Origin of the sequence: Agrobacterium pusense (assembly GCF_900102105.1) — a bacterium.
Taxonomy (GTDB): domain Bacteria; phylum Pseudomonadota; class Alphaproteobacteria; order Rhizobiales; family Rhizobiaceae; genus Agrobacterium; species Agrobacterium pusense.
Window position 1 is genome coordinate 679884 of sequence record NZ_FNBB01000002.1, and the last position, 23714, is coordinate 703597.

Consider the following 23714-nt stretch of genomic DNA (forward strand, 5'->3'; position numbering starts at 1 on the left):
TGTTTTTAATGCGCCCAAATCGGCGCAATTTGCCTCAAGTCCGATAAATCAGCCAGTTTTTGCCGGTATAGTTCTTCTGCATACCGTCCTCGTAGAAGACCGAGCGGTTCCGGCCGGTTTCCTTGGCGTGGTAGAGCGCCGTATCCGCATGGGCGTAAAGTTCGGTCGGATTGGTGGCCTGCGCGGCAGCGGCAAAACCGATCGAGATCGTTACCGTGCCGTAATCCGCGCCTGATCTCGAATTGCGGAAGGGTGTGCTCTCCAGCGACAGGCGGATGCGCTCGCACATCACCATGACTTCCTCCGGCGTATTGCCGTCGAGAATGATGGCGAATTCCTCGCCGCCGCTTCTGGCGACGAAGCCGTCCTTGCGGACATTCGCCCGAATGACCGAAGCGACGGTAGCCAGAATCTTGTCGCCTACCGGATGGCCGAACGTGTCGTTGATCCGCTTGAAGTGATCGATATCGAGCAGGACGAGCGACGTATATTGCAGGCCGATGGAGGTATCATAAACGGTTGCCAGCCGGTCGTCGAAAGCCCGCCGGTTGGAAAGGCGGGTCAGCGAATCGGTATTGGCGATGCGCTTGTATTCATCCAGCTCCAGGCGCACCTGGTGCATTTCCTCGGCATGGCGGTTGACGTCGTTGAACGCCTTTTCGCCGTCGATGATCTTCGAGCCGGTGGCCTCGGCCAGCAACGCAATTGCGTTTCTCAGAATATTGCTGCTGGCGGCATTCTTGTCATCGATACGCTGCCGCGTCTCGCCGAGGATCCTGTTGTAGTTCTCGATGGAGGATTGTTCCCGCCGTAAGGTCCCCAGAAGGGCTTCCAGTTCGCGTCGCAGCTTTTCATGCGCATCGTCGATGAAGCGCGCGGGACCGCCATCACCGTAACGCGCGGATAGCTCGTCCAGATCGTCCTGCGTCACCCGGTTTCCCAGCGCCGCCAGATCCTTGGTCAGCGCAGGGTTCGAACCGATATAGGCTTCGTAGAAAAGGCTGTAGTTGCGCGGGATCGGCGAAACACCCATGCTCCGCATGGCGTGGGCAATCTGCCCGGCAATGTCGGGTCCCGTGGTCTTGGGCGTGGATGCCGTGTTCATCAAGAAACTCCAGTGAGTCTGCTTATAGACTATGATTATTATTATGGAGGCTGTTTTGAAAATCTTAATTTATGGAGAACTAATTTTTATTGCAGGAAATTCTATTTTGTACGATTTTTATCTTATTTAATTGATAATTATAAGTAATTTTCATTTTTTGAAATTTCCGGAATTTTTGACCTCTACTATCCGCCTTGGTGACAGTTTCGCATTTATTCTGTCAATCCCGATAACGCTTTGCAGCTGATTTATTTTGGCACAGCAACGCGATTCGTGGAGAGGAAAAAAGCTCAAGGGGTGGGGAATTTCCATTCGCCAAGACATGGTTTTGGGTGCGCCGATATTTGTCGGCCGCCTTCCAAAGGCGTAACGTTACAGTTTGTCTGGCGGACCTGAGGGGATTGAACGCGGCGCCGTTCCGGGCGATGTCAGCAGGCGGGTGTACAAATGCCTCATCCGAGTGCCGTGAAAGCGTGTTGTCTACGTTTGGCTGCGGGTTCAGGCCCTGAGTTTGATGACCGGGCATTCGGCCCCGGCGTCAGCCTGCGGCGCATGGGGAGGGCGTATGATGAGGACGTCGGAATGGGCGAGGATGTTCATCATGGATGAATCCTGTCTGGCGTAAGGCTCCGCCACGACCACGCCGCCTTGACCGCTAACCAGGCGGGCGCGAAGATAATCCTGGCGGTGGTCGTTGGCCTTCAGCGCCGTCGCGGTTCTTGCGGTCGCGATGCGTTGCGGGGGCAGGTGCCGGCCAATCCGGCTGACCAAGGGTTCAAGGAAAAGCAGACCGCAAACGAGACTGGCCACGGGGTTTCCGGGCAGGCCGAGAACCTGCATGCTGCCGATGGAGCCCACCATCAGCGGTTTTCCCGGGCGCATGGCGATGCGCCAGAAATCGAGCTGCATGCCCTCCGCCTTCAATGCAGCCTGCACCAGATCGTGGTCTCCGACGGAGGCGCCGCCGAGTGTCACCAGCACATCAACCTTCGCCGCAACGGCCTCGCCGATGGCGGCGCGGATCAGCGCGTCATCATCGGGGATAATGCCGAGATCCAGTACCTCTGCACCGGCCTTGCGGGCCAGCGCGGCGACGCCGAAGGTGTTGGACGCGATGATCTGCGCCGGCTGCGGAACGCTTCCAGGCGGCAGCAACTCGTCGCCGGTGGCAAGGATGGCGATGCGTGGCCTGCGATAGACGGTAAGCGTGGCGTGGTTCGTCGCCGCCGCCAGCGTGAGATCGGCAAAGCCGAGTTCCCTTCCAGCCTCCAGCACCGTTTCGCCTTTGGTGAAATCCTGCCCGCGCGGTCGGATATGTCGCCCTGCGGTGACATCGAAGGCCGTGCGGATCTTTCCGCCTTCCAGGACTTCGGCATCCTCCTGAATGAGGATCGTATCCGCACCCTGCGGCACGGGCGCGCCGGTGAAGATGCGCACCGCCTGTCCTTCACCCACCGTACCGGCAAAAGCATGACCGGCGGCGGCCTGGCCGATGACGGTGAGGACCGAGCCGATGGCCGGTGCATCGGCGCTGCGCAATGCATAACCGTCCATGGCTGAGGCATCGAAGGGGGGCTGGGTGAGGCTTGCGATGAGATCGACCGAGAGAACGCGGCCGTCGCATTCGGCGAGCGGCAGCGTTTCGGTGTCGGTGACCGGAACCGCTGCGTCCAGAAGGCGCGCGATGGCCTCATCCACGGGCAGCAGCGGCTTCATTCAGTTCTCCTGTCGCCCGAAATCGCTGGCTTTGAAATCACCGGATTTGCCGCCGCTCTTTTCAAGCAGGCGGATATTGATGATCTCCATCGCCTTGTCGGCGGCCTTTGCCATGTCATAGATCGTCAGGCAGGCGATGGAGACGGCGGTCAGCGCTTCCATTTCCACGCCGGTCTTGCCCGACAGCTTCACCCTGGCCTCAACGCGGAGGCCGGGCAGGGTGGCATCTTCGGTGATGTCCACCGCCACCTTGGTCAGCATCAGCGGGTGGCAGAGCGGAATGAGATTGGCGGTCTGCTTTGCGGCCATGATGCCGGCCAGCCGTGCGGTGCCGATGACATCGCCCTTCTTGGTGTTGCCGTCGTGGATAAGCGCCAGCGTTTCCGGCTTCATTTTCACGAAGCCTTCGGCCACCGCAACACGCACGGTTTCCGCCTTGTCGCCAACATCGACCATATGCGCTTCACCGGCCGCGTCGATATGGGTGAGCTTCTGGGCGTCGCTCATCCGGGTTTATTCCGCTGCCAGAATGCCGGACTGGCCCGTCAGCAGCGCCTTGGTGGCCGCCGTCACATCGTCCTTGCGCATCAGGCTTTCACCGACGAGGAAGGTGCTGATGCCGCTTTTTTTCAGGCGCTGGCAATCCTCGAAGGTGAAGATGCCGCTTTCGCCCACCAGCAGCCTGTCGGCGGGCACCAGTCCCGCCAGCCTTTCGCTGGTTTCGAGGCCAACCTCGAAAGTGCGGAGATTACGATTGTTGATGCCGAAAAGCGGCGAGTCGAGCTTCAGCGCCCGTTCCGTTTCCTCTTCGTCGTGCACTTCGATCAGCACATCCATGCCAAGCGCGAAAGCCTCGTATTCCAGCCGTTTCGCGTCGTCATCCGACAGCGAGGCCATGATGAGGAGAATGCAGTCCGCGCCCCAGGCGCGGGCTTCGTGCACCTGATAGGTGTCGAACATGAAATCCTTGCGCAGCGCGGGCAGGGCGCAGGCATTGCGGGCGGCGGTCAGGAATTCCGGAGCGCCTTGAAAGCTCGGCCTGTCTGTCAGGACAGAAAGACATGCAGCGCCGCCAGCCTCATAGGCCGCAGCCAGCGCCGGCGGATCGAAATCGGGGCGGATGAGGCCCTTGGAGGGGCTGGCCTTCTTGATTTCGGCGATAAGGCCGAACTTGCCCTCGGCCTGCTTTGTTTTCAGCGCCCTGTAAAAACCGCGGGGCGCGCTCTGGTCGGCAGCCATGGCCTTCAGATCGGCCAGTGAAACCTTCGCCTTGGCGGCGGCGATTTCTTCGAGCTTGTAAGTCTCGATCTTCTTGAGAATGTCGCTCATGATCTCGCTCTCATTCCTCGTTTGATACGGCGACCAGACGCTCCAGCGCGGCGGCGGCCTTGCCGCTGTCGAGGGCATCGCTGGCAATCGTCATGGCCTGGCCAAGCGTTTCCGCCTTGCCGGCGATGACAAGCGCTGCGGCTGCGTTGCAAAGCGATACGTCGCGATAGGCATTGCGCTTGCCTGAAAGAACCTCGCGCAGCGCCGCCGCATTGGCAATGCCGTCGCCGCCCTTGAGGTCGTCCATCCGCGCCGGCTCAACGCCGAAATCTTTCGGGGTCAGCTCGAAGGTGCGGATATTGCCGCCTTCGAGCGCCGCTACATGGGTGACGCCCGTGGTGGTGACTTCATCCATGCCGTCGCCATGCACGACCCAGATGCTTTCCGAACCCAGATCACGCAGCACTTCGGCAAGCGGCACCAGCCAGCGTGGCGAAAACACGCCGAGCAATTGCCGTTTTGCGCCGGCCGGGTTGGAGAGGGGGCCGAGCAGGTTGAAGATCGTGCGCGTGCCGAGTTCGACGCGGCTCGGGCCAACGTGGCGCATGGCGGAATGGTGCATCTGCGCGAACATGAAGCCGAGACCCGCCTCGCTGATGCAGCGGGCGATGAGATCGGGACCTATATCGAGCTTCACGCCGAGTGCGGAAAGCGCGTCTGCCGTGCCGGATTTGGAACTCAATGCCCGGTTGCCGTGCTTGGCGACCGGCAGGCCCGTGCCGGCGACGATGATCGAGGCGAGTGTCGAGATGTTGTAGGTGCCGATGCCGTCACCGCCGGTGCCGACGATATCGATGGCATTGGCGGGGGCGGAAACCGGCAACATCCGGGAACGCATGGAGGAGACGGCGCCGACGATTTCGTCGACCGTTTCACCGCGCACGCGCAGCGCCATCAGGAAACCGCCGATCTGCGACGGCGTGGCTTCGCCCGACATCAGAATGTCGAAAGCCGTGCGCGCATCCTCGCGGTTCAGGCTTTCTCCATTCGCGACCCTGGCGATCAGCGGCTTCAGTTCGGCCATCTCGTCGCCTCCCGGGTTAGAAGCCGACCATCGCCTGATCGGCGAGGGCCTGGTTGATCGTCACACCATAGTCATTCTGCAGGCGGTTGACCATCTGGTCCAGCATGTCGTCGCCGGCCGCGCGGGCAATGGCGGCAAACTGCTGGTCGTCATTGGCGAGCGCGTCCGGCGTCGCGTTGGTGTCGACAGAGGTGACCTTGAAGAGGATGCGGCTGGAACCATCGGCGTCGGCCGCGGTGCCGACCACGCCTTCGGCGCCCGAGAAGACGGCGGCGATGGTCTGGCGACCGAAAATCGCATCTTCGCTGGTGCGGCGCAGGCCGGATTTCTGTTCGACTGCAAGGCTCAGCTCACCCGCGACAGCCTCCAGCGTCTCGCCCTTTTCAACGCGGGCCTTCAGCTCGTCGGCCTTGGCGGCAAGTGCGGTGCGCTGCTGCTCTGCCGTCCAGTCGGCCACGACATCGTCGCGGACTTCGGCAAGCGTGCGGTCGCGGGCAGGGATGATCTGCTCGACGTCGAACCAGATGTAACCTTCGCGGCCGAGATTGATCGGCAGGGCCTCGGTTCCGGGTTCGGTCTTGAACACGTCCTGGGCGAGCTGCGGGGAGGGCAGGCCTTCGACCGCATCGCCCTTTTCGTCGAGACCGGCTGCGTCGATGGCGGCAATGGTGACCGGTTTCAGGTTCAGCTGCTGTGCGGCGTCCGCAAGCGAAGAACCGCCGGCGCGCAGATCCTCGTAACGGTCGTGCACATTGGTGATTTCTTCCGCGGCGGCAGCGGTGGCGAGATCCTTGCGGATGTCTTCCTTTGCCTCTTCCAGCGTGCGGGTGGTTTCCGGCTTGATGCCCGTGACGCGCAGAAGTACCGGGCCGAACGAACCTTCAACCACTGGCGAAACGCCCCCATCCTTCTGGATGGCAAAAGCGGCATCGGCAATCGACTGGTCGGGGATGGTATCCTTTGTGAATTCGCCAAGCGTGACGTCGGACGGCGTCTTGCCCTGATCCTTCACCACCTGGTCATAGGTGGTGTTGCCGAGCCTGATCTGCTCGGCGGCGGCGGCGGCCATTTCCTTGTCCGGGAAGGTCAGCTGCTCGACCGTGCGGCGGCCGGCGGTGCGGAAGCTGTCCTTGTGGCTGTTGTAATAATCGGCGATCTGGGCGTCCGTTACCGAGGCTGGCTCCGCGATGTCGGAAGGTTCCAGCTTCACATAGGTGAATTTGCGGAATTCCGGCGCGCGATATTTCGTCTTGTTCGTCTCGAACCAGGGGGCGAGCACGTCGTCGCCGGGGGCCTTGACCGGCGGGATGACGGCGTTCGAAAGAATGACATAATCAACGGCGCGCTGCTCGTTGCGATATTGCTTCAGGGCATCCATGAGAACCTGCGGTGCGGCAAAACCGTCCGAGACGGCTTCAACGATCTGGCTGCGCACGGCGACCTTGCTGCGTTCCTTGATGTAGTCGTCCTCGCGGAAACCGGAATTGCGCAGGCGCTCCGTAAAGAGGTTGCGGTCGAACTGGCCATTGACCGATTTAAAGGCGGGGTCTTCGGCAATGAGTTTGGCAAGACGGTCTTCCGAAAGACCGAGGTTCATCTTCGAAGCGAGTTCGTCAAGCGATGCCCCGGCTGCAAGCTGGCTGAAGACCTGGCGGTCGATGCCGAAGGCCTTGGCCTGTTCGGTCGTCAGCCTTGTGCCGAACTGGCGGCTGAGATCGGAAATCTGCCGCTGATAGGCGAGGCGGAATTCCTCCGGGCTGACCGTCTGGTCACCTACCGTCATGACGGCGTGGGAATTGGCGGTGACAAGCGATGCGGAAACGCCCCAGATGCCAAAAGAAACAACAAGCAGGAGAAGCAGCAGCTTGGCTGCCATGGTTCGAGAAGCATTTCTCAGGGAATCGAGCATCGTTATGCAAACCTCACAGGAACGTCATCGCGGTCGCCGGCTGTCCGGCCCGCAACGTATCGGCGTTCCTTAAATCAATCCATTCGGAAATTGAAGGGAATTTCCCTTGGAAAAACGGGGTTTTGAAAACGGTTGTGTGATTGGAGGCGCCGAAATGGAGGCAACGGATGGATATCAGCGGCGTCCACACCGTCATTCCTGTGCTTGTGACAGGAATCGAGCCCGCCCAAGTCCTTGGGCTGAAAAGAGTCTTTCCGTCGCACAGACGTGTGTTGACTGGATTCTCGTCACAAGCAGAGGAACGAGGGCGGCCATCGCAGGCCTTTCAAAACAAAACCGCCCGGAGGGTCCAGGGCGGTTGAGAACAATCATTCTTAAAGCGGATTTATGCCAGCCTGCCGCACTCAGAAAGCGCGGTCGCGCCGGATCATCGCCTTGAACTCCTCGTCCTCGCGTCGCATCTCGGCGACGACAGAGATCATTGACATCACGAACATTACGCTGATCAGGGCAAGAAGCATAGTCAGAAATGTGAACATGATGTCGTCTCCGGAGTTTCGAGAGTTTCTCCCCGATATCAGTAATAATTCATATACTGGTAGCGGGCGGTCAGTTGCGGATAGTCAGGTCCAAGCTTTTCAGGCTTTTGTTCATAAAGGCTAAACGTCGTTGCTACCATTGCGATAACCAGAACTGTCCAGGCGGTGCTGATGACGCTGATTTTCGCCGAAGTAGACTGTTTTTCTCTTACAAACATTTGTCTGTTCCTTTGGTTTCTTGTTAACGCACCATGTCCGATCATGTTCCGCGTCAATCATAAAAATCGATTAGCATCGCCCCGGTGAAACTTCCTTGAATGGCTCGTTCATCTGGCGTTCAGGAAACTGGCTGAGGCCGTCATTCGAGGAAAAGATACTCGGCTGCGAATGACGAGATGACCGAAACGACGATCATGAAGGCCAGCATTTTCGATTCTCCGGTTGCTTAACGGGCGAAAGGCGTTTCGGTTTCCCAATGCTGTGCATTTAAACAAAATGGCTCTGAAACCGCACTGAACGGCCCGTTCATCGGGGGTTCACGGCACGGCCGCGCTTGTGAGGGGTGGTTATAAAGTCTTGCGCCGCGTGCTTCTCCATGACAAAAGGCGGCACATATGCTGAAGCGTCGAGACGCGCCCACCATCTGAGAGCGATATGACGATTGCCTTTTATCCAGGATCCTTCGATCCGATGACCAACGGACATCTGGATGTGCTTCTCCAGGCGCTGAACGTGGCGTCAAAGGTCATTGTCGCGGTTGGCATTCATCCCGGAAAAGCGCCGATGTTCAGTTTCGAGGAACGGGCAGCGCTGATAAAGCAGGCGCTTGCGGAGCAGCTGCCGGGCGAAGCGGCGCGCATGGACGTCGTCTCCTTCGATAATCTGGTTGTCGATGCGGCCCGTCAGCATGGCGCGCGACTTCTGCTGCGCGGCCTGCGTGACGGCACCGATCTCGATTATGAAATGCAGATGGCGGGCATGAACCGCCAGATGGCGCCCGATATCCAGACCGTGTTCCTGCCCGCCGGCACCTCGTCGCGACCCATTACAGCCACATTGGTTCGGCAGATCGCCGCCATGGGCGGCAATGTCGAAGCCTTCGTGCCGAAAGCCGTGCTTGAAGCCCTTAACGCCAAGCTGAAGCGCTGACTTCAGCCTTACATTTGGAGCCAATCCGATGAAACTCGTTCGATTTGCCTTTGCCGGCGCCATGTTTGCGGGCGCGCTTGCCGCCAGCACCTTTGCGTCTGCCGCCGAACTTCTCACCGTCCAGCTGAAGGACGGCCCCGTTGTCATCGAGCTTATGCCCGACGTCGCGCCGAAGCACGTGGCGCAGATCGAGGCGCTGGCCAAGAAGGGCGCTTACGACAACGTGGCTTTCCACCGCGTCATCGACGGCTTCATGGCGCAGACCGGCGACGTGCAGTATGGCAACATGGAGAAGGGCTTCAGCGCCCAGCGCGCAGGTACTGGCGGCTCCGACCTGCCGGATATTCCGGCCGAATTCTCCAAGGTTCCGTTCACGCGCGGCGTGGTCGGCATGGCCCGTTCGCAGGATCCGAATTCCGCCAATTCGCAGTTCTTCATCATGTTTGCCGACGGTCCGTTCCTGAACGGCCAGTACACCGTGGTCGGCAAGGTCGTGTCCGGCATGGAAGCCGTGGACAAGATCAAGCGCGGGCAGGGCAGCAACGGCGAAGTTTCCAACCCCGACCGGATGATCAAGGTCACTGTCGGCAAGAAGTAAGACAGGGCAATAGAGCCCGAACAGAGGAGAATAATCATGGCCGAGATCAAGGATCCGGAAAACACCATCATCATGGAAACGACGACCGGCAAGGTCGTGATCCAGCTGCTTCCGGAAGTTGCTCCGGGCCACGTTGCCCGCATCAAGGAACTGGTATCGGAAGGTGCTTATGACGGCGTCGTTTTCCACCGCGTCATCGAAGACTTCATGGCCCAGACCGGCGACGTGAAATTCGGCAAGAAGGGTTCCGAAAGCTTCAACCCGGCCCGCGCCGGCATGGGCGGCTCCGAAAAGCCGGACCTGAAGGCAGAATTCTCCGCCATCCCGCATGTGCGCGGCACCTGCTCCATGGCCCGTTCGCAGAACCCGAACTCCGCCAACTCGCAGTTCTTCATCTGCTTCACGGATTCCCCGTGGCTCAACAAGCAGTACACCGTCTGGGGCCAGGTCATCGAGGGCATGGAAGCCATCGACAAGGTCAAGCGCGGCGAGCCGGTGAAGGACCCCGATTCGATCGTGTCCATGAAGCTCGCTTCGGCGGCTTGAAGGTAGCGTATAACGTGTTTACCCGCTCCGCAGGAAACTGCGGGGCGTTTCACATTGATGACAAGGGTGCCAACCTCTCAGCCGTCATCCTCGGTCCCCGGATCAAGCCCGAGGATGTCCCGAGGATCTAACGATCCCCAACGGCAACGTGGTTGGATCCGCGGGACAAGCCCGAGGATGACGTCTCGTTAGACGAAGCCTTGTCACTACACACCGCCCGCCCCCATTGAGGGCGGGTTTTGATATTTTCGAGAGCCCTTGCAATGCGTGTAGACCTGTTCGATTTCGATCTGCCCGAGGAGAATATCGCCCTTCGCCCGGCGAACCCGCGTGATAGCGCGCGCCTGCTGGTGGTCGATCCGAATGAAAATCGCATGGAAGACCATCGCGTTTTCGACCTGCCGTCCTTCCTGCGGGCCGGCGATGCGCTTGTTTTCAACGACACCCGCGTCATTCCCGCCCAGCTTGAAGGTGTCAGGCTGCGCGAAGGCGCGCCGGAGACGGCCGTTTCGGCCACGCTGCACATGCGCGCCGATCAGTCCCGCTGGAAGGCTTTCGCGCGTCCCGGCAAGCGCATCAAGCAGGGCGACCGCATCCGTTTCGGTTATGAGCGCGACAACGCCTGCGGCCTTGCTCATCTCGAAGCCACCGTCGAGCAGAAGGACGAGGAGGGCGAGATCACGCTGCTGTTCGACGTCTCCGGTCCCGTTCTGGACGAGGCCATTGCCTCCGTCGGCCATATTCCCCTGCCGCCCTATATCGCGGCCAAACGGCCGGAAGATGCGCAGGACCAGACCGACTACCAGACCATCTACGCCCGCGAGAAGGGCGCCGTTGCCGCGCCTACCGCCGGGCTGCATTTCACGCCTGAGCTATTTGCGGCGCTCGACAAGGCCGGTATCGAGCGGCATTTCGTGACGCTTCACGTTGGGGCAGGCACCTTCCTGCCGGTCAAGGCTGATGATACCGACGATCACAAGATGCATTTCGAAATCGGCCACGTCTCGCAGGAAACAGCCGACAGGCTGAATGCGGTCAAGGCGCGGGGCGGGCGCATTGTCTGCGTGGGCACGACGTCGCTGCGTCTGATCGAAAGCGCGGCTGCGGAGGATGGCACCATTCACCCGTGGTCCGATGCGACCGGCATTTTCATCACGCCCGGTTATCGTTTCCGCGCGGTCGATATGCTGATGACCAATTTCCACCTGCCGAAATCGACGCTGTTCATGCTGGTTTCGGCTTTCTGCGGTCTCGAAACGATGCGTGACGCATATAAGCACGCCATCGAAACAGGATACCGTTTCTATTCCTATGGCGATTCCAGCCTGTTGTTCCGGAAAAACTGATGCACGACAAATTCACCTTCACCCTGAAAGCCACGAGCGACGGCGCGCGCCTCGGCGAAGTCGCCATGCCGCGTGGCGTCATCCGCACGCCCGCCTTCATGCCCGTCGGCACTGTCGGCACCGTCAAGGCCATGTATCTTGATCAGGTGCGCGAGCTGGGGGCGGATATCATTCTCGGCAATACCTATCACCTGATGCTGCGGCCCGGCCCCGAGCGTGTCGCCCGCCTTGGCGGCCTGCATGAGCTGATCCGCTGGCCACACCCGATCCTCACCGATAGCGGCGGTTTTCAGGTGATGTCGCTGTCCGGTCTGCGCAAGCTGGATGAGAAGGGCGTGACCTTCAAGAGCCATGTGGACGGTTCGCTGCATCACATGTCACCGGAACGCTCGATCGAAATTCAGGGCCTGCTCGATTCGGACATCCAGATGCAGCTCGATGAGTGCATCGCGCTGCCGGCCGAGCGCAAGGAAATCGAGCGCGCCATGGAAATGTCGCTGCGCTGGGCCGAGCGCTGCCGCGTCGCCTTTGGCGACCAGCCCGGCAAGGCCATGTTCGGCATCGTGCAGGGCGGCGACCAGCCGGACCTGCGCATTCGCTCCGCCGAAGGGCTGAAGCAGCTCGATCTCAAGGGTTATGCGGTCGGCGGCCTTGCCGTCGGCGAGCCGCAGAATGTGATGCTGGGCATGCTCGATATTACCCTGCCGGTGCTGCCCACTGAAAAGCCGCGTTACCTGATGGGCGTCGGCACGCCTGACGATATCCTGAAATCGGTGGCGCGCGGCATCGACATGTTCGACTGCGTGATGCCGACGCGTTCCGGCCGTCATGGTCTGGCCTTCACGCGCCGCGGCAAGGTCAATATCCGTAATGCCCGCCATGCCGAGGATATGCGCCCGCTCGACGAACAGTCCAACTGCCCGGCCTCGCGCGATTACTCCCGCGCCTATCTGCATCACCTCGTACGCGCCAACGAGGCGCTGGGCGGCATGCTCCTTTCCTGGCACAATCTTGCCTATTATCAGGAGCTGATGCAGGGTATCCGCAAGTCGATCGAGGAAGGCTGTTTCGCCGATTTTTATGCGGAAACAATCGAAATGTGGGCGCGGGGCGATATAGACCCGGTTTAATGCCTCGTGACCTGTCTCCACACTCGACGTCATCCTCGGTCTCGTGCCGAGGATCTGCCGAGGTAGCTAATGTCAACGGGTGGTAGATCCTCGGGACATCCTCGGACTTGATCCGGGAACCGGGGATGACGATGGAAAGGTATCTTTCCGACGCCCTGAAGTCTCCAGATTTACCTTCTACGGATTTTTCCTTGGCACATGCGCCTTACGTTCTTTTCCGGGATGACACGACCGGCACGGTGACAGCCTTCACCGAGCCGGAGGAAATCATCGTCGCGGATGAGCGAGAAGCGTTTTTTGCAGCGCTGAAGCGCATGGAAGAACTGCGCCGTGCCGGAAAATATTTAGCTGGCTATATGTCTTATGAGGCCGGTTTCCTGTTCGAGCCGAAGCTTGCGCCTTTTGCGGAAAAACCGCGCAACGTGCCGTTCCTGAATTTCGGGGTCTTTTCCGGCCCGCAGCCGGATGACGGCCGCTTTGCGCGGCCTGACGAAGTTCCGGGCGCGGATGCGTTTCTTGCCGATCCGGTCCCGGCATGGACACTTCCCGAGTATCGGCGGCGTTTCGAGCTGTTGCACGACCATATACGCCGGGGCGACTGTTATCAGGGCAATCTGACCATGCCCGTCCATGCCCGCTGGAGCGGCGATCCGCTGACGGCATTCTGGTCATTGATCGAACGCCAGCCGGTGAAATATGGCGCGCTGGTCGATCTCGGCGGCCCGGTCATCCTGTCACGCTCGCCGGAACTGTTTTTCTCGGTTGACGGGCAGGGGTTCATCGAAACCCATCCCATGAAGGGAACGACGCCGCGCGGAGCGGATGCGGAGGAGGACAGGGCGATCATCGCGGCAATGCTTGCGGATGAAAAGACGCTCGCCGAAAACCGGATGATCGTTGATCTCTTGCGCAACGATATTTCCCGCATCACCGAGGTCGGCAGCCTCGATGTGCCACGGCTTTTCGATATCGAGACCTATCCGACCGTGCACCAGATGGTCAGCCATATCAGGGCGAAACTGTTGCCTGGCATGACGGTGGAAGACATTCTCGCCGCGTTGTTTCCCTGCGGATCGGTTACCGGTGCGCCCAAAATGTGGGCGATGAAAATCCTGCGCGAACTGGAAGCGACGCCCCGCGACGCCTATTGCGGCGCCATCGGCCTGATGTCTCCTAGTGGTGAAATGCGCTTTTCGGTGGCGATCCGTACGATGACACTGTTCGATGACGGTCGCGCCGTCTTTAATGTCGGCGGCGGCATCGTCTTCGATTCCATGGCTGAGGCGGAATATGACGAGTGCCTGCTGAAATCGAAATTCGCTGTGGGGGACAGGCTGCTGCGAGGGTGATTAGCGCCCGATCATCTCAAACGCCCCATTTTCCACCAGCACTTCCTTCGCCACCGCGTGGCTTAGAAAACCCCCGGGACTGGCGCTTGCGCCATAGGCGCCTGACTGCAGGATGGCGATGAGGTCACCGGCCTGGAGCCTCGGCAATGCCGCATTGCGAGCCAGCGTATCGAGTGGCGTGCAGAGCGGGCCGACGATGGTTGCAGTCTCCGCGTGGTCGGCCTGCATCATGGCGGGCGCAACGATGGGGTAGTTGCGCTTGACGATCTGACCGAGATTGCCCGAAGCGGCCAGGTGATGGTGCATGCCGCCATCCGTCACAACGAAGGTGGTTCCGCGCGAGGTCTTCACGGAATTGACTTCGGCCGTATAGATGCCGCCCGGACCGACGAGGAAGCGGCCGGGCTCGACGATGACATGGGCGTCGGCGATCAGCGGATGCGCTTTCAGCAGTGCCTTCAGATCGGGGACGGCGGCTTTTACCTTCGCGAGATCGAGCGGTGCTTCGCCGGCGAAGTAAGGGATGCCGAGGCCGCCGCCGAGATCGATGGTTTCAAGCGGCTTGCCGAGCATTTCCGCCATGCGGGCGGCAATTGTGATGGCATGTCGCCATTGCGAGACAAGCATGTCCGCATCGAGAATCTGCGTGCCGCCATAGATATGGATGCCGACGAGATCGATAACGCCCGCGCGCCGGAAAAGCGGCAGGATATTTTCCAGTTCTTCCTCATCGAAACCAAAAGCGGTGGCCTTGCCGCCCATGCGCATGGCGCCGGCTTGCGCATCCGGCACCGGATTGATGCGGACAGAGGCCTTGACGGGTTTGCCGATTGCCTCGATGCGGGCAATTTCCTCGGCGCTTTCCACGTGGATTTCGCCGATGCCGCCCGTGATCACTTCGTGCAATTCGGCTCTGCTTTTGCCCGGCCCGGCAAAGATGATGTTTTCGGGCGCGACACCGGCCTTTATAGCGGCGCGATATTCGCCAGCGGAAGCGATTTCCGCGCCGGCGCCTTCCTGCCGGAAGAGCGTGATGATGGCGGGCAGGGGATTGGCCTTCACCGAATAATAGATATCGGCAAAACCGGAGAGCGTCGCCTGGAGATCGCGGTAGGCGCGGCGCATCGCGCCAGCATCATAGAGAAAGCATGGGGTTCCGGTTTCGGCGACGATATCGCGCACGGCAAGCCCGCCGATCACAAGATCGTTTTCGCTGATATCGAATGACGCGGCCGCAAGGGCGGGACCGTGGCTCTGGGGTTTATCCGTGGGCGCCATTGTCCGTCCGTTCGCGCACAAGCGCGCGGTAGTCCACCTTGCCATTGGCGGTGACCGGCAACCGGTCAACCAGCTCGATGGCGCGCGGGATCATGAAGGGGGCGAGCATTTCAGCGGCCTTCTTCAGTGCCGCGGAAACATCGATATTTTCATTGGCGGCAGTCGCCACGGCATGCACCTTTTCCCCCGCAAAGGGGTCCGGAAGGCCGATGACGGCGACCTGCTGGAACAAGCCTGTCGACATCAGGCTTTCTTCGACTTCGGTCGGGCTGATGCGATAACCCGAAGACTTGATCATCGCATCGTTACGGGCAACGAAGCTGAAGAACCCGTCTTCGTCTTCCACCGCAAGATCGCCGGAGTAACATACGGTTTCTCCGCCCAGCGCCGCCGGAATGAAGGGATGCGGGCGCAGGACTTTCGCCGTGTCTTCCGGCCGGTTCCAGTAGCCCAGCGAAACGGTCGGGCCTCGATGCACGAGAATGCCGGGTTCGCCGGGCTTTGCCCGCTGTCCCTCGGCGGTGACGATGAATATCTCACATTCGGGAATGGCTTTGCCGATCGAGGTCGGGCGGCGATCGATTTCATCCGGCGGCAGGAAGGTTGAGCGGAAGGCTTCGGTCAGGCCGTACATCAGGTAGATTTTCGTGTCCGGCAGCTTTTCGCGCAGCGCCTTCACAGTTTCCTGCGGCACGCGCCCGCCAGAATTGGTGATGTAACGCAGATGCGGAAGCGGCGTCCTGGCAAGCGACGGCGCCGCCCTCGTCAGGATCGCCCAGACTGTCGGCACCCCGGCAAGCCCGGTCACGGCATGGTCGCGCAGGTCGCGGACGATATCGTCACCGAGCCTAAAGGTGGAGATGATTGTTGTCGCGCCCTGTTCCACTGCCGTCAGCAGCTGGTTGAGGCCATAATCAAAGCTGAAGGGCAGGAGGGAAAGAATGCGATCCTTGCCGGTAATCTCCAGATAGGTACGCACGATGCGCGCGCCGGCCAGCAGATTGCGATGCGACAGCATCACGCCCTTGGGTGAGCCGGTAGAACCGGATGTATAGAGGATCGCCGCGAGGTCTTCGCCGATTGCCGCCGGGCTTTTGACCGACGTCTTGCTGCCTTCGGCGATATCGTTCGCCAGAAGCACGCGGACACCGGCCAGACCTTCCAGTGCCGCGCTCAGCTCGTCGCGCATGGTCGCATTGCTGATGACAAGTTCTGCGCCGCAATCCACGATGATATGGCGTATCTGCTGCGCCTTCAGCAGCGCATTGACCGGCACGAAGACGCATCCGGCCATGCTGACGCCGAAGATCGCCCAGCATTCTTCCGTGCCTCGCGGCAGAAAAATGACGACCCGGTCGCCGCGTTGCGCCCCGGCCTGCTGCAAGGCAGCCGCGCATCGTTCCGCCGCTTCGGCAAATTGCCGGTAGCTCAGGGATGTGTCTTTATAAACGATCGCCTGCCCGTCGCTTGCCGCGCGCGCGCCCAGCAGGTGGTGCAGCAGGAAAGGAGGTGTCATCTCCTCCGTTCCCTGAGGACGAAGGCGACGAGATCGGCGGGCGTGCCAAGGTTGTCGGGGGTGAAATGTTCGTCGTCGAGAATGATGCCGAAGCCTTCACCAAGAAAGATCATCAGCTCCAGAAAGCCGAGCGAATCGATGACGCCTCCCTCGAGAAGCGGCGTGTCGGCCGAAAAAGGTGCATAGGCAGGGAAACGGTCCGAAAGATAGGAGTGAATGGTATCAGCAATCTCTATTTCGCTCGTTTTTGCTGCAAGCATGTTCATTCCCCGATCTCCCCGTATATTTTCCATGGCTGCCGCCCCGGAACCCCGTTTATCTGTAAAGGCCAGGTTTCGGTCAGGACAACCCCAGCACCACTAAAATACCTAGGGTGGCAATAACACCAACTCTGAGTATGTTTCGTTAATAAATTGTGGGTTCCATGCGCCTTTTACTTGTATCGGCGCAGATTTATGTGCAGCGAAGCCGCCCGCGTTTCGTTCACCCTCGAGTGCAGCCATCGTCATGGCAAATCTGCCGTGGCGAAGGAGATGGCGGGCGATCGCGGAAATGTGTCTTTGTACGACTGCGCGGTCCTCGCAATAGATGAGGCGCGCGGAGGGTGCCCTTTTGGTCGCCGTTTTCAGAAAGACCAGCGGGTAATGACGGCCATCCACCTGTATGATGGCGACGATGCAGCCGAGGCGCGCGTGATCTTCAAGCATCTCACGCGTCTCGCTGGTCAGCGTACCGGGTTGAGCGGAGGCAAGCGTTATGAGGCGGGCGCTCGAGGGGCGCAACGCCTTCAACGGCAGGGGATAAAAAAGCGTGCAATCCGTCACCGTGTGAAAGCCCAGCCTCTCATTCAGCCTGCAGGCTTCGGCCGAGGGGGTGAGGTCGGTGAAGACCTCATCCTCTGAAGACGACGCCATTTGCAGCATGCGCGGCGCGAACCATCTGCAAGCCGGCTCGACATACCAGCTGGACAGATTGACGACGACAGTGCCGGTATCCGGCAGGCGGCTTTTGATTGTCAGCAATACACCGGCGGCGGCGTCACCTTTCATCAGCAATTGCCCGACCGGACCGAGTTGCCGGCGTTCGTGATGTTCGGCGATCAGCGCAAGCCCGCGGGACCAGAAGGCCTCGCTCTTTTCAGGGAAACCTTTCGTCAGAAGACTGATGGCGGCGGCGCGGTTTCCGTTATCGATCGATACGATTTTCAGGGGCGCTCTCCGCTGTCTGGCGTCACTCGGCCTGAGGAAGAGATTTTTCAACCCCACCGCGCGTTATGGGATTACAACGATAGATTTACCGTCCCGTTAATCGCGCTGGCTGCAAGGCCGAAGGAGCGATCACATTTGCATGAATGGGCAGGCGCGCGTGCTGCGCGCCTGACGTTGCCAGCCGATCAGTACACGACGACGCCGCGGATGCTTTCGCCCCTGTGCATCAGGTCGAAGCCCTTGTTGATGTCTTCGAGCGGCATGGTGTGGGTGATCATCGGGTCGATCTGGATCTTGCCTTCCATGTACCAGTCGACGATCTTCGGCACATCCGTGCGGCCGCGCGCGCCGCCGAATGCGGTGCCCATCCAGTTGCGGCCGGTGACGAGCTGGAACGGACGCGTGGAGATTTCCTGGCCAGCACCCGCAACGCCAATGATGACCGACTTGCCCCAGCCGCGATGGGAGGCTTCCAGCGCCTGGCGCATGACTCTGGTATTGCCGGTGCAGTCGAAGGTGTAATCCGCGCCGCCGATCAGGTCGCCGTTGCGCTTCGTCATGTTGACGAGATAGGGCACGATATCGTCGCCGACTTCTTTCGGGTTGACGAAGTGGGTCATGCCGAATTTTTCGCCCCAGGCCTTGCGGTCCGGGTTGATGTCGACACCGATGATCATGTCTGCGCCGGCAAGACGCAGGCCCTGCAGCACGTTGAGGCCGATGCCGCCGAGACCGAAGACGATGGCCGTGGAGCCGATTTCGACCTTGGCGGTGTTGATGACCGCACCGATGCCCGTGGTGACGCCGCAGCCGATGTAGCAGACCTTGTCGAAGGGGGCGTCCGGGTTGATCTTGGCGAGCGCTATTTCCGGCAGAACCGTGTAGTTCGAGAAGGTCGAGCAGCCCATGTAGTGATGGATCTTGTCCTTGCCGATCGAGAATCGCGAGGTGCCGTCCGGCATCACGCCCTGGCCTTGCGTGGCGCGGATGGAGGTGCAGAGATTGGTCTTGCGCGAGGTGCACGAATAGCACTCGCGGCATTCCGGCGTGTAGAGCGGAATGACATGATCGCCCTTCTTGACGGAGGTAACGCCCGGTCCGACATCCACGACGATGCCGGCGCCTTCATGGCCGAGAATGGCCGGAAACAGGCCTTCCGGATCGGCGCCGGAAAGGGTGAAGTCATCGGTGTGGCAGATGCCGGTCGCCTTGACCTCGATCAGCACTTCGCCGGCCCGGGGACCTTCGAGCTGAACGGTCATGACCTCGAGCGGTTTTCCTGCCTGAATGGCAACGGCGGCGCGGACGTCCATATCTTATCTCCTGGCATTGTCTTGTGATTGGATGGGGCTGTTTTGCCCGAGCTTGGCTGGAGGGACAAGGGGCAAGCCCAAGTTTGTGTTTACGCATGTCACCGTGGACGCAAATCCTGTACCGGCGTCACACGCTCATACGCTTCTATCGAAGATAGCTAATTTATTAATAAATAAACTAAGCATATGAATTTGCGTCATATTTTTCAGTTCCGATTGAGCTTTGATTTACTGTTTGCGTGTTAATTGACCCCTGTATTTTCAGTGGTCAGGCGATGTTGCCCGAAAAGCAGCGCCGCAGGCGGCCAAAGATCAATTTTCAATCAACCGGCGTCAGCCGGACATATTTAGCGTCGCAGAAAGCCAGGCCAGTCGCTTTTCACAGCGCGCCTTTCCCATGGTGATGAGCGACATGAGACGGTATTTTGATGACGAGCAGGTGGATAAAAAAAGCAGCATGGAAAAGGGCGCCGTTTTCGTCGCTCCTCAAAGACCGCAAAGGCACCTTCGCCATTATGACAGCACTGCTGCTGCCGGTCTTTATCATTTTGCTGGGGCTGCTTTTTGAGGGTGGCAGGGCGCTGGCCTATTACAACCAGTCAAAGCGGGTCATGGCCATGGCGTGTGAAAGAGCCACCAAGCCGACTCGCACCTACACATTGTCCGACGAAGTCCGGCGCGACAATGTGGCCGCAGCCTTCGATGCGATGATTCAATCCACCAAGCAGAAGGTCCTCTCGCGCGAGGTGAAGGTGGACTGGACCACGACGAATATCAAGGCCGAGTTCAGTTACAGTTTGATTTTCTCGGAGATGTTCAATCTCGATAAGCTGAAATATCGCCTCAATGAGTCCTGCGAAGGTATCCCGCCTTACCCCGAGGACGATGCGGTCATCATTGACAATATGTTCGAGAGCAACGCTCTCGGCGTCGAGCGGATCTTGAAAAACGGCGTCACCAAGGAAACACCCGGCGGTTGCTGGGGTGTCTATCCCTATTCTGAAATTGGATGGGATGGCGGCACCGGGCCCGGTGTCGAGTTGCAGGACTGGAGCAGCCCCTGCTGCCGCCGTAACCACAATTGGCAGGGTTATCCAGCCGGAATGCAGAGCAAGAAACTCAACGAGGCCCCTACCGCCAACGACAAAGCCTGCACTCTGAAGGAAGTCGATAAGGCAAAGACCACCGACAAGATCGAAATCGAAAAGAAGGTGGGCACCGAGCTCTCATTGCCAACCCGTTATGTCATGGAACTCGACAGCGACTGGGGGCCGCCTGCGCCCGGCAAGAAAAAAAATAATGAAGCCAATAGCTCGATCTACAAGGATGTCGAGCTTCACCCCGGAATATATAAGATCATGGTTTGGTATAATGGGCGCCGGGCCGTCGAGGACGTGGAAAAAACCAACGGCATCAAGATTTCGCTACAGCAGCGGCTCCCCACCCTGAGACCTCAGCAGAAGGTGTGGGAGTTGACTCAAGATAAAAACAGCATTGCCTGGACACCGAGGGATTACAGTTTCAGGGTCAAAGCCTACTCCATCTATCGGGTGACTATCGAGGCTACCGGACTGAGCGACAGTTTCGGCGGCATCATCACGGGCTTCCAGCTCATCTATGTGGATCGAGTGGAAGAAGACTGAGATGAAGTCTTTTCTTTCCCTGCTTCAGGATAAAAGCTGCGGCGGCCCGCGCGGATGCCGGTTCACGCACGCGGCATGTTACCGGTTGTTTGGCGACCGAAAGGCGGCAACGGCGGTGGAGACGGCGCTGCTGTTGCCGCTTTTTTTTGCGCTGATTTTCGGGACGCTCGAAATCGGCCTGCTGATGCTCTATTACCTCTATCTCTCTTTTGCGTCCAATGCGGGCATCGAGTATCTCCGCAAGGCGGCGGCGGACGGTCGGCCGGCGACCGAGATTGCGTTGCGCAAGGCAATTGCCTCTCATTTCATTGGCGGGACGGACGAAACCAACCTCAAGATCGCTCTCTTGCCGATCCCGGACGACGATATTGCCGAAGCCAAAGTGCCCACACCGATCGTGAACGATTTTCGCCCGCCCGCCGATACCGCCGGGCAGTACATTCTGGCAATCGGTTACAAGTGGAATTTTTTGATGCCGACGACGCGGCTCCTCGTGCCGGACACGGGTGGCATTCATCAGTTGCGCAACATTTCCCTGGCCATCACTGCCGTACGGGTGACCGAATGAAAAAGACGAGATGGTTTTTTCGTCTTGGCAGTTTCGGTCGTTGCCGTTCTGGCGCTGCGGCGGTGGAAATGGGGCTTCTGGCACCGCTGCTCGTCCTTATGCTTGCCGTGGTCATTGAGGTAGGGCGAGGGTGGCTGAGTTATGACCGGTTCATGACGGTCGTTGATAATTCGGCACGCTGGGCGGCAAGATTTCCCGAATTCGAGAAACGGGTGCGCACGGGGGTTCCGAGTTTCGTCGTCCTTTCCGGCAACGGCATTCTCCAGACGGGCAAACTTGACCTGACGCTGAGAAGCGTCAAACTGGTGGACAAGGTCGCCCGGCTGCAATTTCCCGCCCACAATTTTATGGGTTCTGCCGAAGATGTGCCATGGGAGAAAACCGTGATTGCCAACGGTTTCGTTGCCCAGGAAGCTATCATCGTCGTCTCCGGGCGGTACAGCTATAAGCCGCTGATCGCGGTCCTCGCCGATATCACGCTCAAATTCGAATATGTTGCGGCTGTTAACCCGTTCTTTTCCCAGCGATATCCATACCAGAGCGGCAAATCGGATTTCGCAAAATGGAACCTCACGCGCACGCCCAAACCCAAATCTGTACCCAAACCGGACTGAGCAGCCTCATTGCGCTTCTGTGGCGGTCTGGCCTTCGCCGAGCCACGCTGCACAATCCTTCAACGCCCGCGCCGCAATCAGCTGACGTTTCATGATCGTCTTGTCCTTGCCGCGAAAACGCTTGACGCCTTCTGGCTTGACGATCGAGCCCGGCTCCAGTTCGGGGAAGAGGCCGAAATTGATGTTCATCGGCTGGAAGGAGCGTTTGCCCGGTTCATCATCGGAAGACAGGTGGCCGCCGGTGATGTGGTTGAGCAGCGAACCGAGCGCGGTGGTAGCCGGCGGCAGGCTCGGGGTTTCGCCCTTTTGCTCGGCGGCGGCGAAGCGGCCGGCGAGGAGGCCGACGGAGGCGCTTTCCACATAACCCTCACAACCGGTGATCTGGCCGGCGAAACGCAGGTCCGGCCGGGATTTCAGCTTCAGCGAGGGGTCAAGCAGGGTGGGGGAATCGATATAGGTGTTGCGGTGCAGGCCGCCGAGGCGCGCGAATTCCGCATTTTCGAGGCCGGGTATCATGCGGAACACATCCGCCTGAACGCCGTATTTCAGCTTCGTCTGGAAACCGACCATGTTGTAGAGCGTGCCGAGCGCATTGTCCTGGCGCAGCTGGACGACGGCATAGGCCTTGACGGTGGGGTTGTGGGCATTGGTGAGGCCCATCGGCTTCATCGGGCCATGTCGCAGCGTTTCGCGTCCGCGCTCGGCCATGATTTCGATCGGCAGGCAGCCGTCGAAATAGGGCGTGCCTTCCCATTCCTTGAAACCGACCGTGTCGCCGGCGATCAGCGCGTCGATGAAGGCGTTATATTGCTGCTCATCCAGGGGGCAGTTGATGTAGTCCTTGCCCGTGCCGCCGGGGCCGACCTTGTCGTAACGCGACTGGTACCAGCAGATATCCATGTTGATGCTGTCGCGGTGGACGATGGGGGCGATGGCGTCGAAAAAGGCGAGCGCATCCTCACCCGTCTCGGCCTGGATGGCGGCGGCAAGATCCGGCGAGGTAAGAGGCCCGGTCGCGATGATCGTGTTGCCCCATTCCTTCGGCGGAAGGCCGTTCACCTCTTCGCGGACGATCGTCACCAGTGGGTGACCCTCCAGCGTTTTCGTCACGGCCTCGGAAAATCCGTCGCGGTCAACGGCAAGCGCGCCGCCGGCCGGCACCTGGTGCTTATCGGCGCAGGCCATGATCAGCGAGCCGGCAAGCCGCATTTCCGCGTGGATGACACCAACCGCATTGGCAGTCGCATCGTCGGAGCGGAAGGAGTTGGAACAGACCAGTTCCGCCAGCGTATCGCCCTTATGTGCATCGGTACCGCGCACACCGCGCATTTCGTGCAGGATGACGGGAACGCCGCTCTCCGCAATCTGCCATGCGGCTTCCGAGCCGGCCAGCCCGCCGCCGACGACGTGAATGGGAGAAATGGTCTTGTCTTGCATGTCGGTGTCCATGGGCGGCCGCGGGGCCAAGGCTCCCGTCCGGCGGCCGTCATTCGAGTGAGTGTTCCGCGCGGGTCCTAAAAGGACGCGGCATTGTTTGCCGATGCACTAGCATGCATGGCGGGGGCAGCCAAATGGTTTTGGCGGATGGAGGCTGGTGGGCTACGAAGCTCCCGCCGGGATCGAGGAGCAGGCGCGCATTTGAAGCAGGCAGCGGGATGAGTGGGCGAGGTTGGAGATATCAGGGGAGCTAGCCCGCTCATCCCACCCTTCGGGCCACCTTCTCCCCGGCGGGGAAAAGAAACAAGCGGCGATCTCGAACCCGATGTATTTGGCGTAGCGCCCGTATCCGAAATGCCGGCCGGCCCTGTAAAACCGAATGGTGGCGGAAGCCAGG

General features: G+C 59.9%; 23 protein-coding genes. 9 read left to right on the forward strand and 14 right to left on the reverse strand.

Annotated features, from left to right (window positions below):
- Window positions 1-34: 34 nt before the first annotated feature.
- The 8 genes from BLU28_RS08165 to BLU28_RS08200 all read right to left on the reverse strand — a co-directional run bounded on the left by BLU28_RS08165 (window position 35) and on the right by BLU28_RS08200 (window position 7840).
- Window positions 35-1105: a GGDEF domain-containing protein gene (locus BLU28_RS08165; protein WP_004442120.1), complete on the reverse strand. Its 1071-nt coding sequence runs from the start codon at window positions 1103-1105 to the stop codon at window positions 35-37.
- A 498-nt stretch (window positions 1106-1603) separates the two neighbouring features.
- The gene (locus BLU28_RS08170) at window positions 1604-2821 is read right to left on the reverse strand and encodes a molybdopterin molybdotransferase MoeA (RefSeq protein WP_077986298.1); all 1218 of its coding nucleotides are present in this window, start codon (window positions 2819-2821) and stop codon (window positions 1604-1606) included.
- Window positions 2822-3328, reverse strand: coding sequence for a cyclic pyranopterin monophosphate synthase MoaC (gene moaC / locus BLU28_RS08175; protein ID WP_077986297.1), 507 nt, complete (start codon window positions 3326-3328; stop codon window positions 2822-2824).
- A 6-nt stretch (window positions 3329-3334) separates the two neighbouring features.
- Window positions 3335-4150: an indole-3-glycerol phosphate synthase TrpC gene (gene trpC, locus BLU28_RS08180; RefSeq protein ID WP_004442113.1), complete on the reverse strand. Its 816-nt coding sequence runs from the start codon at window positions 4148-4150 to the stop codon at window positions 3335-3337.
- A gap of 10 nt (window positions 4151-4160) precedes the next feature.
- A complete protein-coding gene (trpD, locus tag BLU28_RS08185) occupies window positions 4161-5174 on the reverse strand; it encodes an anthranilate phosphoribosyltransferase (protein WP_006698866.1) in 1014 nt (337 codons plus the stop codon).
- Window positions 5175-5190: 16 nt separating this feature from the next.
- Entirely contained in the window at window positions 5191-7083 is a 1893-nt protein-coding gene (locus BLU28_RS08190; RefSeq protein ID WP_077986296.1) for a peptidyl-prolyl cis-trans isomerase, read from the reverse strand.
- Window positions 7084-7487: 404 nt separating this feature from the next.
- On the reverse strand, window positions 7488-7622 hold the full coding sequence (locus tag BLU28_RS26775) for a hypothetical protein (protein ID WP_004442104.1): 135 nt from the start codon (window positions 7620-7622) through the stop codon (window positions 7488-7490).
- 38 nt (window positions 7623-7660) lie between these two features.
- A complete protein-coding gene (locus BLU28_RS08200) occupies window positions 7661-7840 on the reverse strand; it encodes a hypothetical protein (RefSeq protein ID WP_004442101.1) in 180 nt (59 codons plus the stop codon).
- A gap of 436 nt (window positions 7841-8276) precedes the next feature.
- Between BLU28_RS08200 and coaD the strand changes: the two genes are divergently transcribed.
- The 6 genes from coaD (at window position 8277) to BLU28_RS08235 (ending at window position 13740) form a co-directional block, all read left to right on the forward strand.
- Window positions 8277-8771, forward strand: coding sequence for a pantetheine-phosphate adenylyltransferase (coaD, locus tag BLU28_RS08210; protein WP_006698870.1), 495 nt, complete (start codon window positions 8277-8279; stop codon window positions 8769-8771).
- A 28-nt stretch (window positions 8772-8799) separates the two neighbouring features.
- On the forward strand, window positions 8800-9369 hold the full coding sequence (locus tag BLU28_RS08215; protein WP_004442095.1) for a peptidylprolyl isomerase: 570 nt from the start codon (window positions 8800-8802) through the stop codon (window positions 9367-9369).
- A gap of 36 nt (window positions 9370-9405) precedes the next feature.
- Entirely contained in the window at window positions 9406-9915 is a 510-nt protein-coding gene (locus BLU28_RS08220) for a peptidylprolyl isomerase (RefSeq protein ID WP_004442093.1), read from the forward strand.
- Window positions 9916-10178: 263 nt separating this feature from the next.
- The gene (gene queA, locus BLU28_RS08225; RefSeq protein ID WP_077986294.1) at window positions 10179-11261 is read left to right on the forward strand and encodes a tRNA preQ1(34) S-adenosylmethionine ribosyltransferase-isomerase QueA; all 1083 of its coding nucleotides are present in this window, start codon (window positions 10179-10181) and stop codon (window positions 11259-11261) included.
- On the forward strand, window positions 11261-12391 hold the full coding sequence (gene tgt / locus BLU28_RS08230) for a tRNA guanosine(34) transglycosylase Tgt (protein WP_077986293.1): 1131 nt from the start codon (window positions 11261-11263) through the stop codon (window positions 12389-12391). Before queA ends, tgt begins: the two co-directional genes overlap by 1 nt.
- A gap of 191 nt (window positions 12392-12582) precedes the next feature.
- Window positions 12583-13740 (forward strand): aminodeoxychorismate synthase component I, encoded by a 1158-nt coding sequence (locus BLU28_RS08235; RefSeq protein ID WP_077986344.1) that lies wholly within the window; start codon window positions 12583-12585, stop codon window positions 13738-13740.
- Here the strand turns inward: BLU28_RS08235 and BLU28_RS08240 are convergent, their stop codons facing one another.
- From BLU28_RS08240 to BLU28_RS08260, 5 genes are all read right to left on the reverse strand, one after another.
- Window positions 13741-15018: a type III PLP-dependent enzyme gene (locus BLU28_RS08240; RefSeq protein ID WP_168247055.1), complete on the reverse strand. Its 1278-nt coding sequence runs from the start codon at window positions 15016-15018 to the stop codon at window positions 13741-13743.
- Entirely contained in the window at window positions 15002-16534 is a 1533-nt protein-coding gene (locus BLU28_RS08245) for an AMP-binding protein (RefSeq protein WP_077986292.1), read from the reverse strand. The genes BLU28_RS08240 and BLU28_RS08245 overlap by 17 nt, the downstream gene beginning before the upstream one ends.
- Complete coding sequence (locus BLU28_RS08250; protein ID WP_034499138.1) at window positions 16531-16794, reverse strand: acyl carrier protein; 264 nt, start codon at window positions 16792-16794, stop codon at window positions 16531-16533. Before BLU28_RS08250 ends, BLU28_RS08245 begins: the two co-directional genes overlap by 4 nt.
- Before the next feature lie 108 nt (window positions 16795-16902).
- Window positions 16903-17793: a hypothetical protein gene (locus tag BLU28_RS08255; RefSeq protein ID WP_077986291.1), complete on the reverse strand. Its 891-nt coding sequence runs from the start codon at window positions 17791-17793 to the stop codon at window positions 16903-16905.
- A gap of 134 nt (window positions 17794-17927) precedes the next feature.
- A complete protein-coding gene (locus tag BLU28_RS08260) occupies window positions 17928-19055 on the reverse strand; it encodes an S-(hydroxymethyl)glutathione dehydrogenase/class III alcohol dehydrogenase (RefSeq protein WP_004442072.1) in 1128 nt (375 codons plus the stop codon).
- Between the two features lie 428 nt (window positions 19056-19483).
- On the opposite strand from BLU28_RS08260, the gene BLU28_RS08265 reads away from it, so the two are divergent.
- Genes BLU28_RS08265 through BLU28_RS08275 form a run of 3 tightly spaced genes read left to right on the forward strand, consistent with a single transcriptional unit; the run spans window position 19484 to window position 21880 of the window.
- A complete protein-coding gene (locus tag BLU28_RS08265; protein ID WP_035211528.1) occupies window positions 19484-20698 on the forward strand; it encodes a TadE/TadG family type IV pilus assembly protein in 1215 nt (404 codons plus the stop codon).
- Window position 20699: 1 nt separating this feature from the next.
- The gene (locus BLU28_RS08270) at window positions 20700-21266 is read left to right on the forward strand and encodes a TadE/TadG family type IV pilus assembly protein (RefSeq protein WP_035211529.1); all 567 of its coding nucleotides are present in this window, start codon (window positions 20700-20702) and stop codon (window positions 21264-21266) included.
- Window positions 21263-21880, forward strand: a complete 618-nt coding sequence (locus BLU28_RS08275) for a TadE/TadG family type IV pilus assembly protein (protein WP_035211530.1) — start codon at window positions 21263-21265, stop codon at window positions 21878-21880. The genes BLU28_RS08270 and BLU28_RS08275 overlap by 4 nt, the downstream gene beginning before the upstream one ends.
- 6 nt (window positions 21881-21886) lie before the next feature.
- Here BLU28_RS08275 and trmFO read toward each other — a convergent pair whose 3' ends face one another.
- On the reverse strand, window positions 21887-23329 hold the full coding sequence (gene trmFO, locus BLU28_RS08280) for a methylenetetrahydrofolate--tRNA-(uracil(54)-C(5))-methyltransferase (FADH(2)-oxidizing) TrmFO (RefSeq protein WP_035211531.1): 1443 nt from the start codon (window positions 23327-23329) through the stop codon (window positions 21887-21889).
- Window positions 23330-23714: the final 385 nt, after the last annotated feature.

Coding starts and splice junctions, on each gene's coding strand:
- BLU28_RS08165 (WP_004442120.1), bottom strand. CDS start 1,105: ATGAACACGGCATCCACGCCCAAGACCACGGGACCCGACATTGCCGGG.
- BLU28_RS08170 (WP_077986298.1), bottom strand. CDS start 2,821: ATGAAGCCGCTGCTGCCCGTGGATGAGGCCATCGCGCGCCTTCTGGAC.
- moaC (WP_077986297.1), bottom strand. CDS start 3,328: ATGAGCGACGCCCAGAAGCTCACCCATATCGACGCGGCCGGTGAAGCG.
- trpC (WP_004442113.1), bottom strand. CDS start 4,150: ATGAGCGACATTCTCAAGAAGATCGAGACTTACAAGCTCGAAGAAATC.
- trpD (WP_006698866.1), bottom strand. CDS start 5,174: ATGGCCGAACTGAAGCCGCTGATCGCCAGGGTCGCGAATGGAGAAAGC.
- BLU28_RS08190 (WP_077986296.1), bottom strand. CDS start 7,083: ATGCTCGATTCCCTGAGAAATGCTTCTCGAACCATGGCAGCCAAGCTG.
- BLU28_RS26775 (WP_004442104.1), bottom strand. CDS start 7,622: ATGTTCACATTTCTGACTATGCTTCTTGCCCTGATCAGCGTAATGTTC.
- BLU28_RS08200 (WP_004442101.1), bottom strand. CDS start 7,840: ATGTTTGTAAGAGAAAAACAGTCTACTTCGGCGAAAATCAGCGTCATC.
- coaD (WP_006698870.1), top strand. CDS start 8,277: ATGACGATTGCCTTTTATCCAGGATCCTTCGATCCGATGACCAACGGA.
- BLU28_RS08215 (WP_004442095.1), top strand. CDS start 8,800: ATGAAACTCGTTCGATTTGCCTTTGCCGGCGCCATGTTTGCGGGCGCG.
- BLU28_RS08220 (WP_004442093.1), top strand. CDS start 9,406: ATGGCCGAGATCAAGGATCCGGAAAACACCATCATCATGGAAACGACG.
- queA (WP_077986294.1), top strand. CDS start 10,179: ATGCGTGTAGACCTGTTCGATTTCGATCTGCCCGAGGAGAATATCGCC.
- tgt (WP_077986293.1), top strand. CDS start 11,261: ATGCACGACAAATTCACCTTCACCCTGAAAGCCACGAGCGACGGCGCG.
- BLU28_RS08240 (WP_168247055.1), bottom strand. CDS start 15,018: ATGGCGCCCACGGATAAACCCCAGAGCCACGGTCCCGCCCTTGCGGCC.
- BLU28_RS08245 (WP_077986292.1), bottom strand. CDS start 16,534: ATGACACCTCCTTTCCTGCTGCACCACCTGCTGGGCGCGCGCGCGGCA.
- BLU28_RS08250 (WP_034499138.1), bottom strand. CDS start 16,794: ATGCTTGCAGCAAAAACGAGCGAAATAGAGATTGCTGATACCATTCAC.
- BLU28_RS08260 (WP_004442072.1), bottom strand. CDS start 19,055: ATGGACGTCCGCGCCGCCGTTGCCATTCAGGCAGGAAAACCGCTCGAG.
- BLU28_RS08265 (WP_035211528.1), top strand. CDS start 19,484: ATGACGAGCAGGTGGATAAAAAAAGCAGCATGGAAAAGGGCGCCGTTT.
- BLU28_RS08270 (WP_035211529.1), top strand. CDS start 20,700: ATGAAGTCTTTTCTTTCCCTGCTTCAGGATAAAAGCTGCGGCGGCCCG.
- BLU28_RS08275 (WP_035211530.1), top strand. CDS start 21,263: ATGAAAAAGACGAGATGGTTTTTTCGTCTTGGCAGTTTCGGTCGTTGC.
- trmFO (WP_035211531.1), bottom strand. CDS start 23,329: ATGGACACCGACATGCAAGACAAGACCATTTCTCCCATTCACGTCGTC.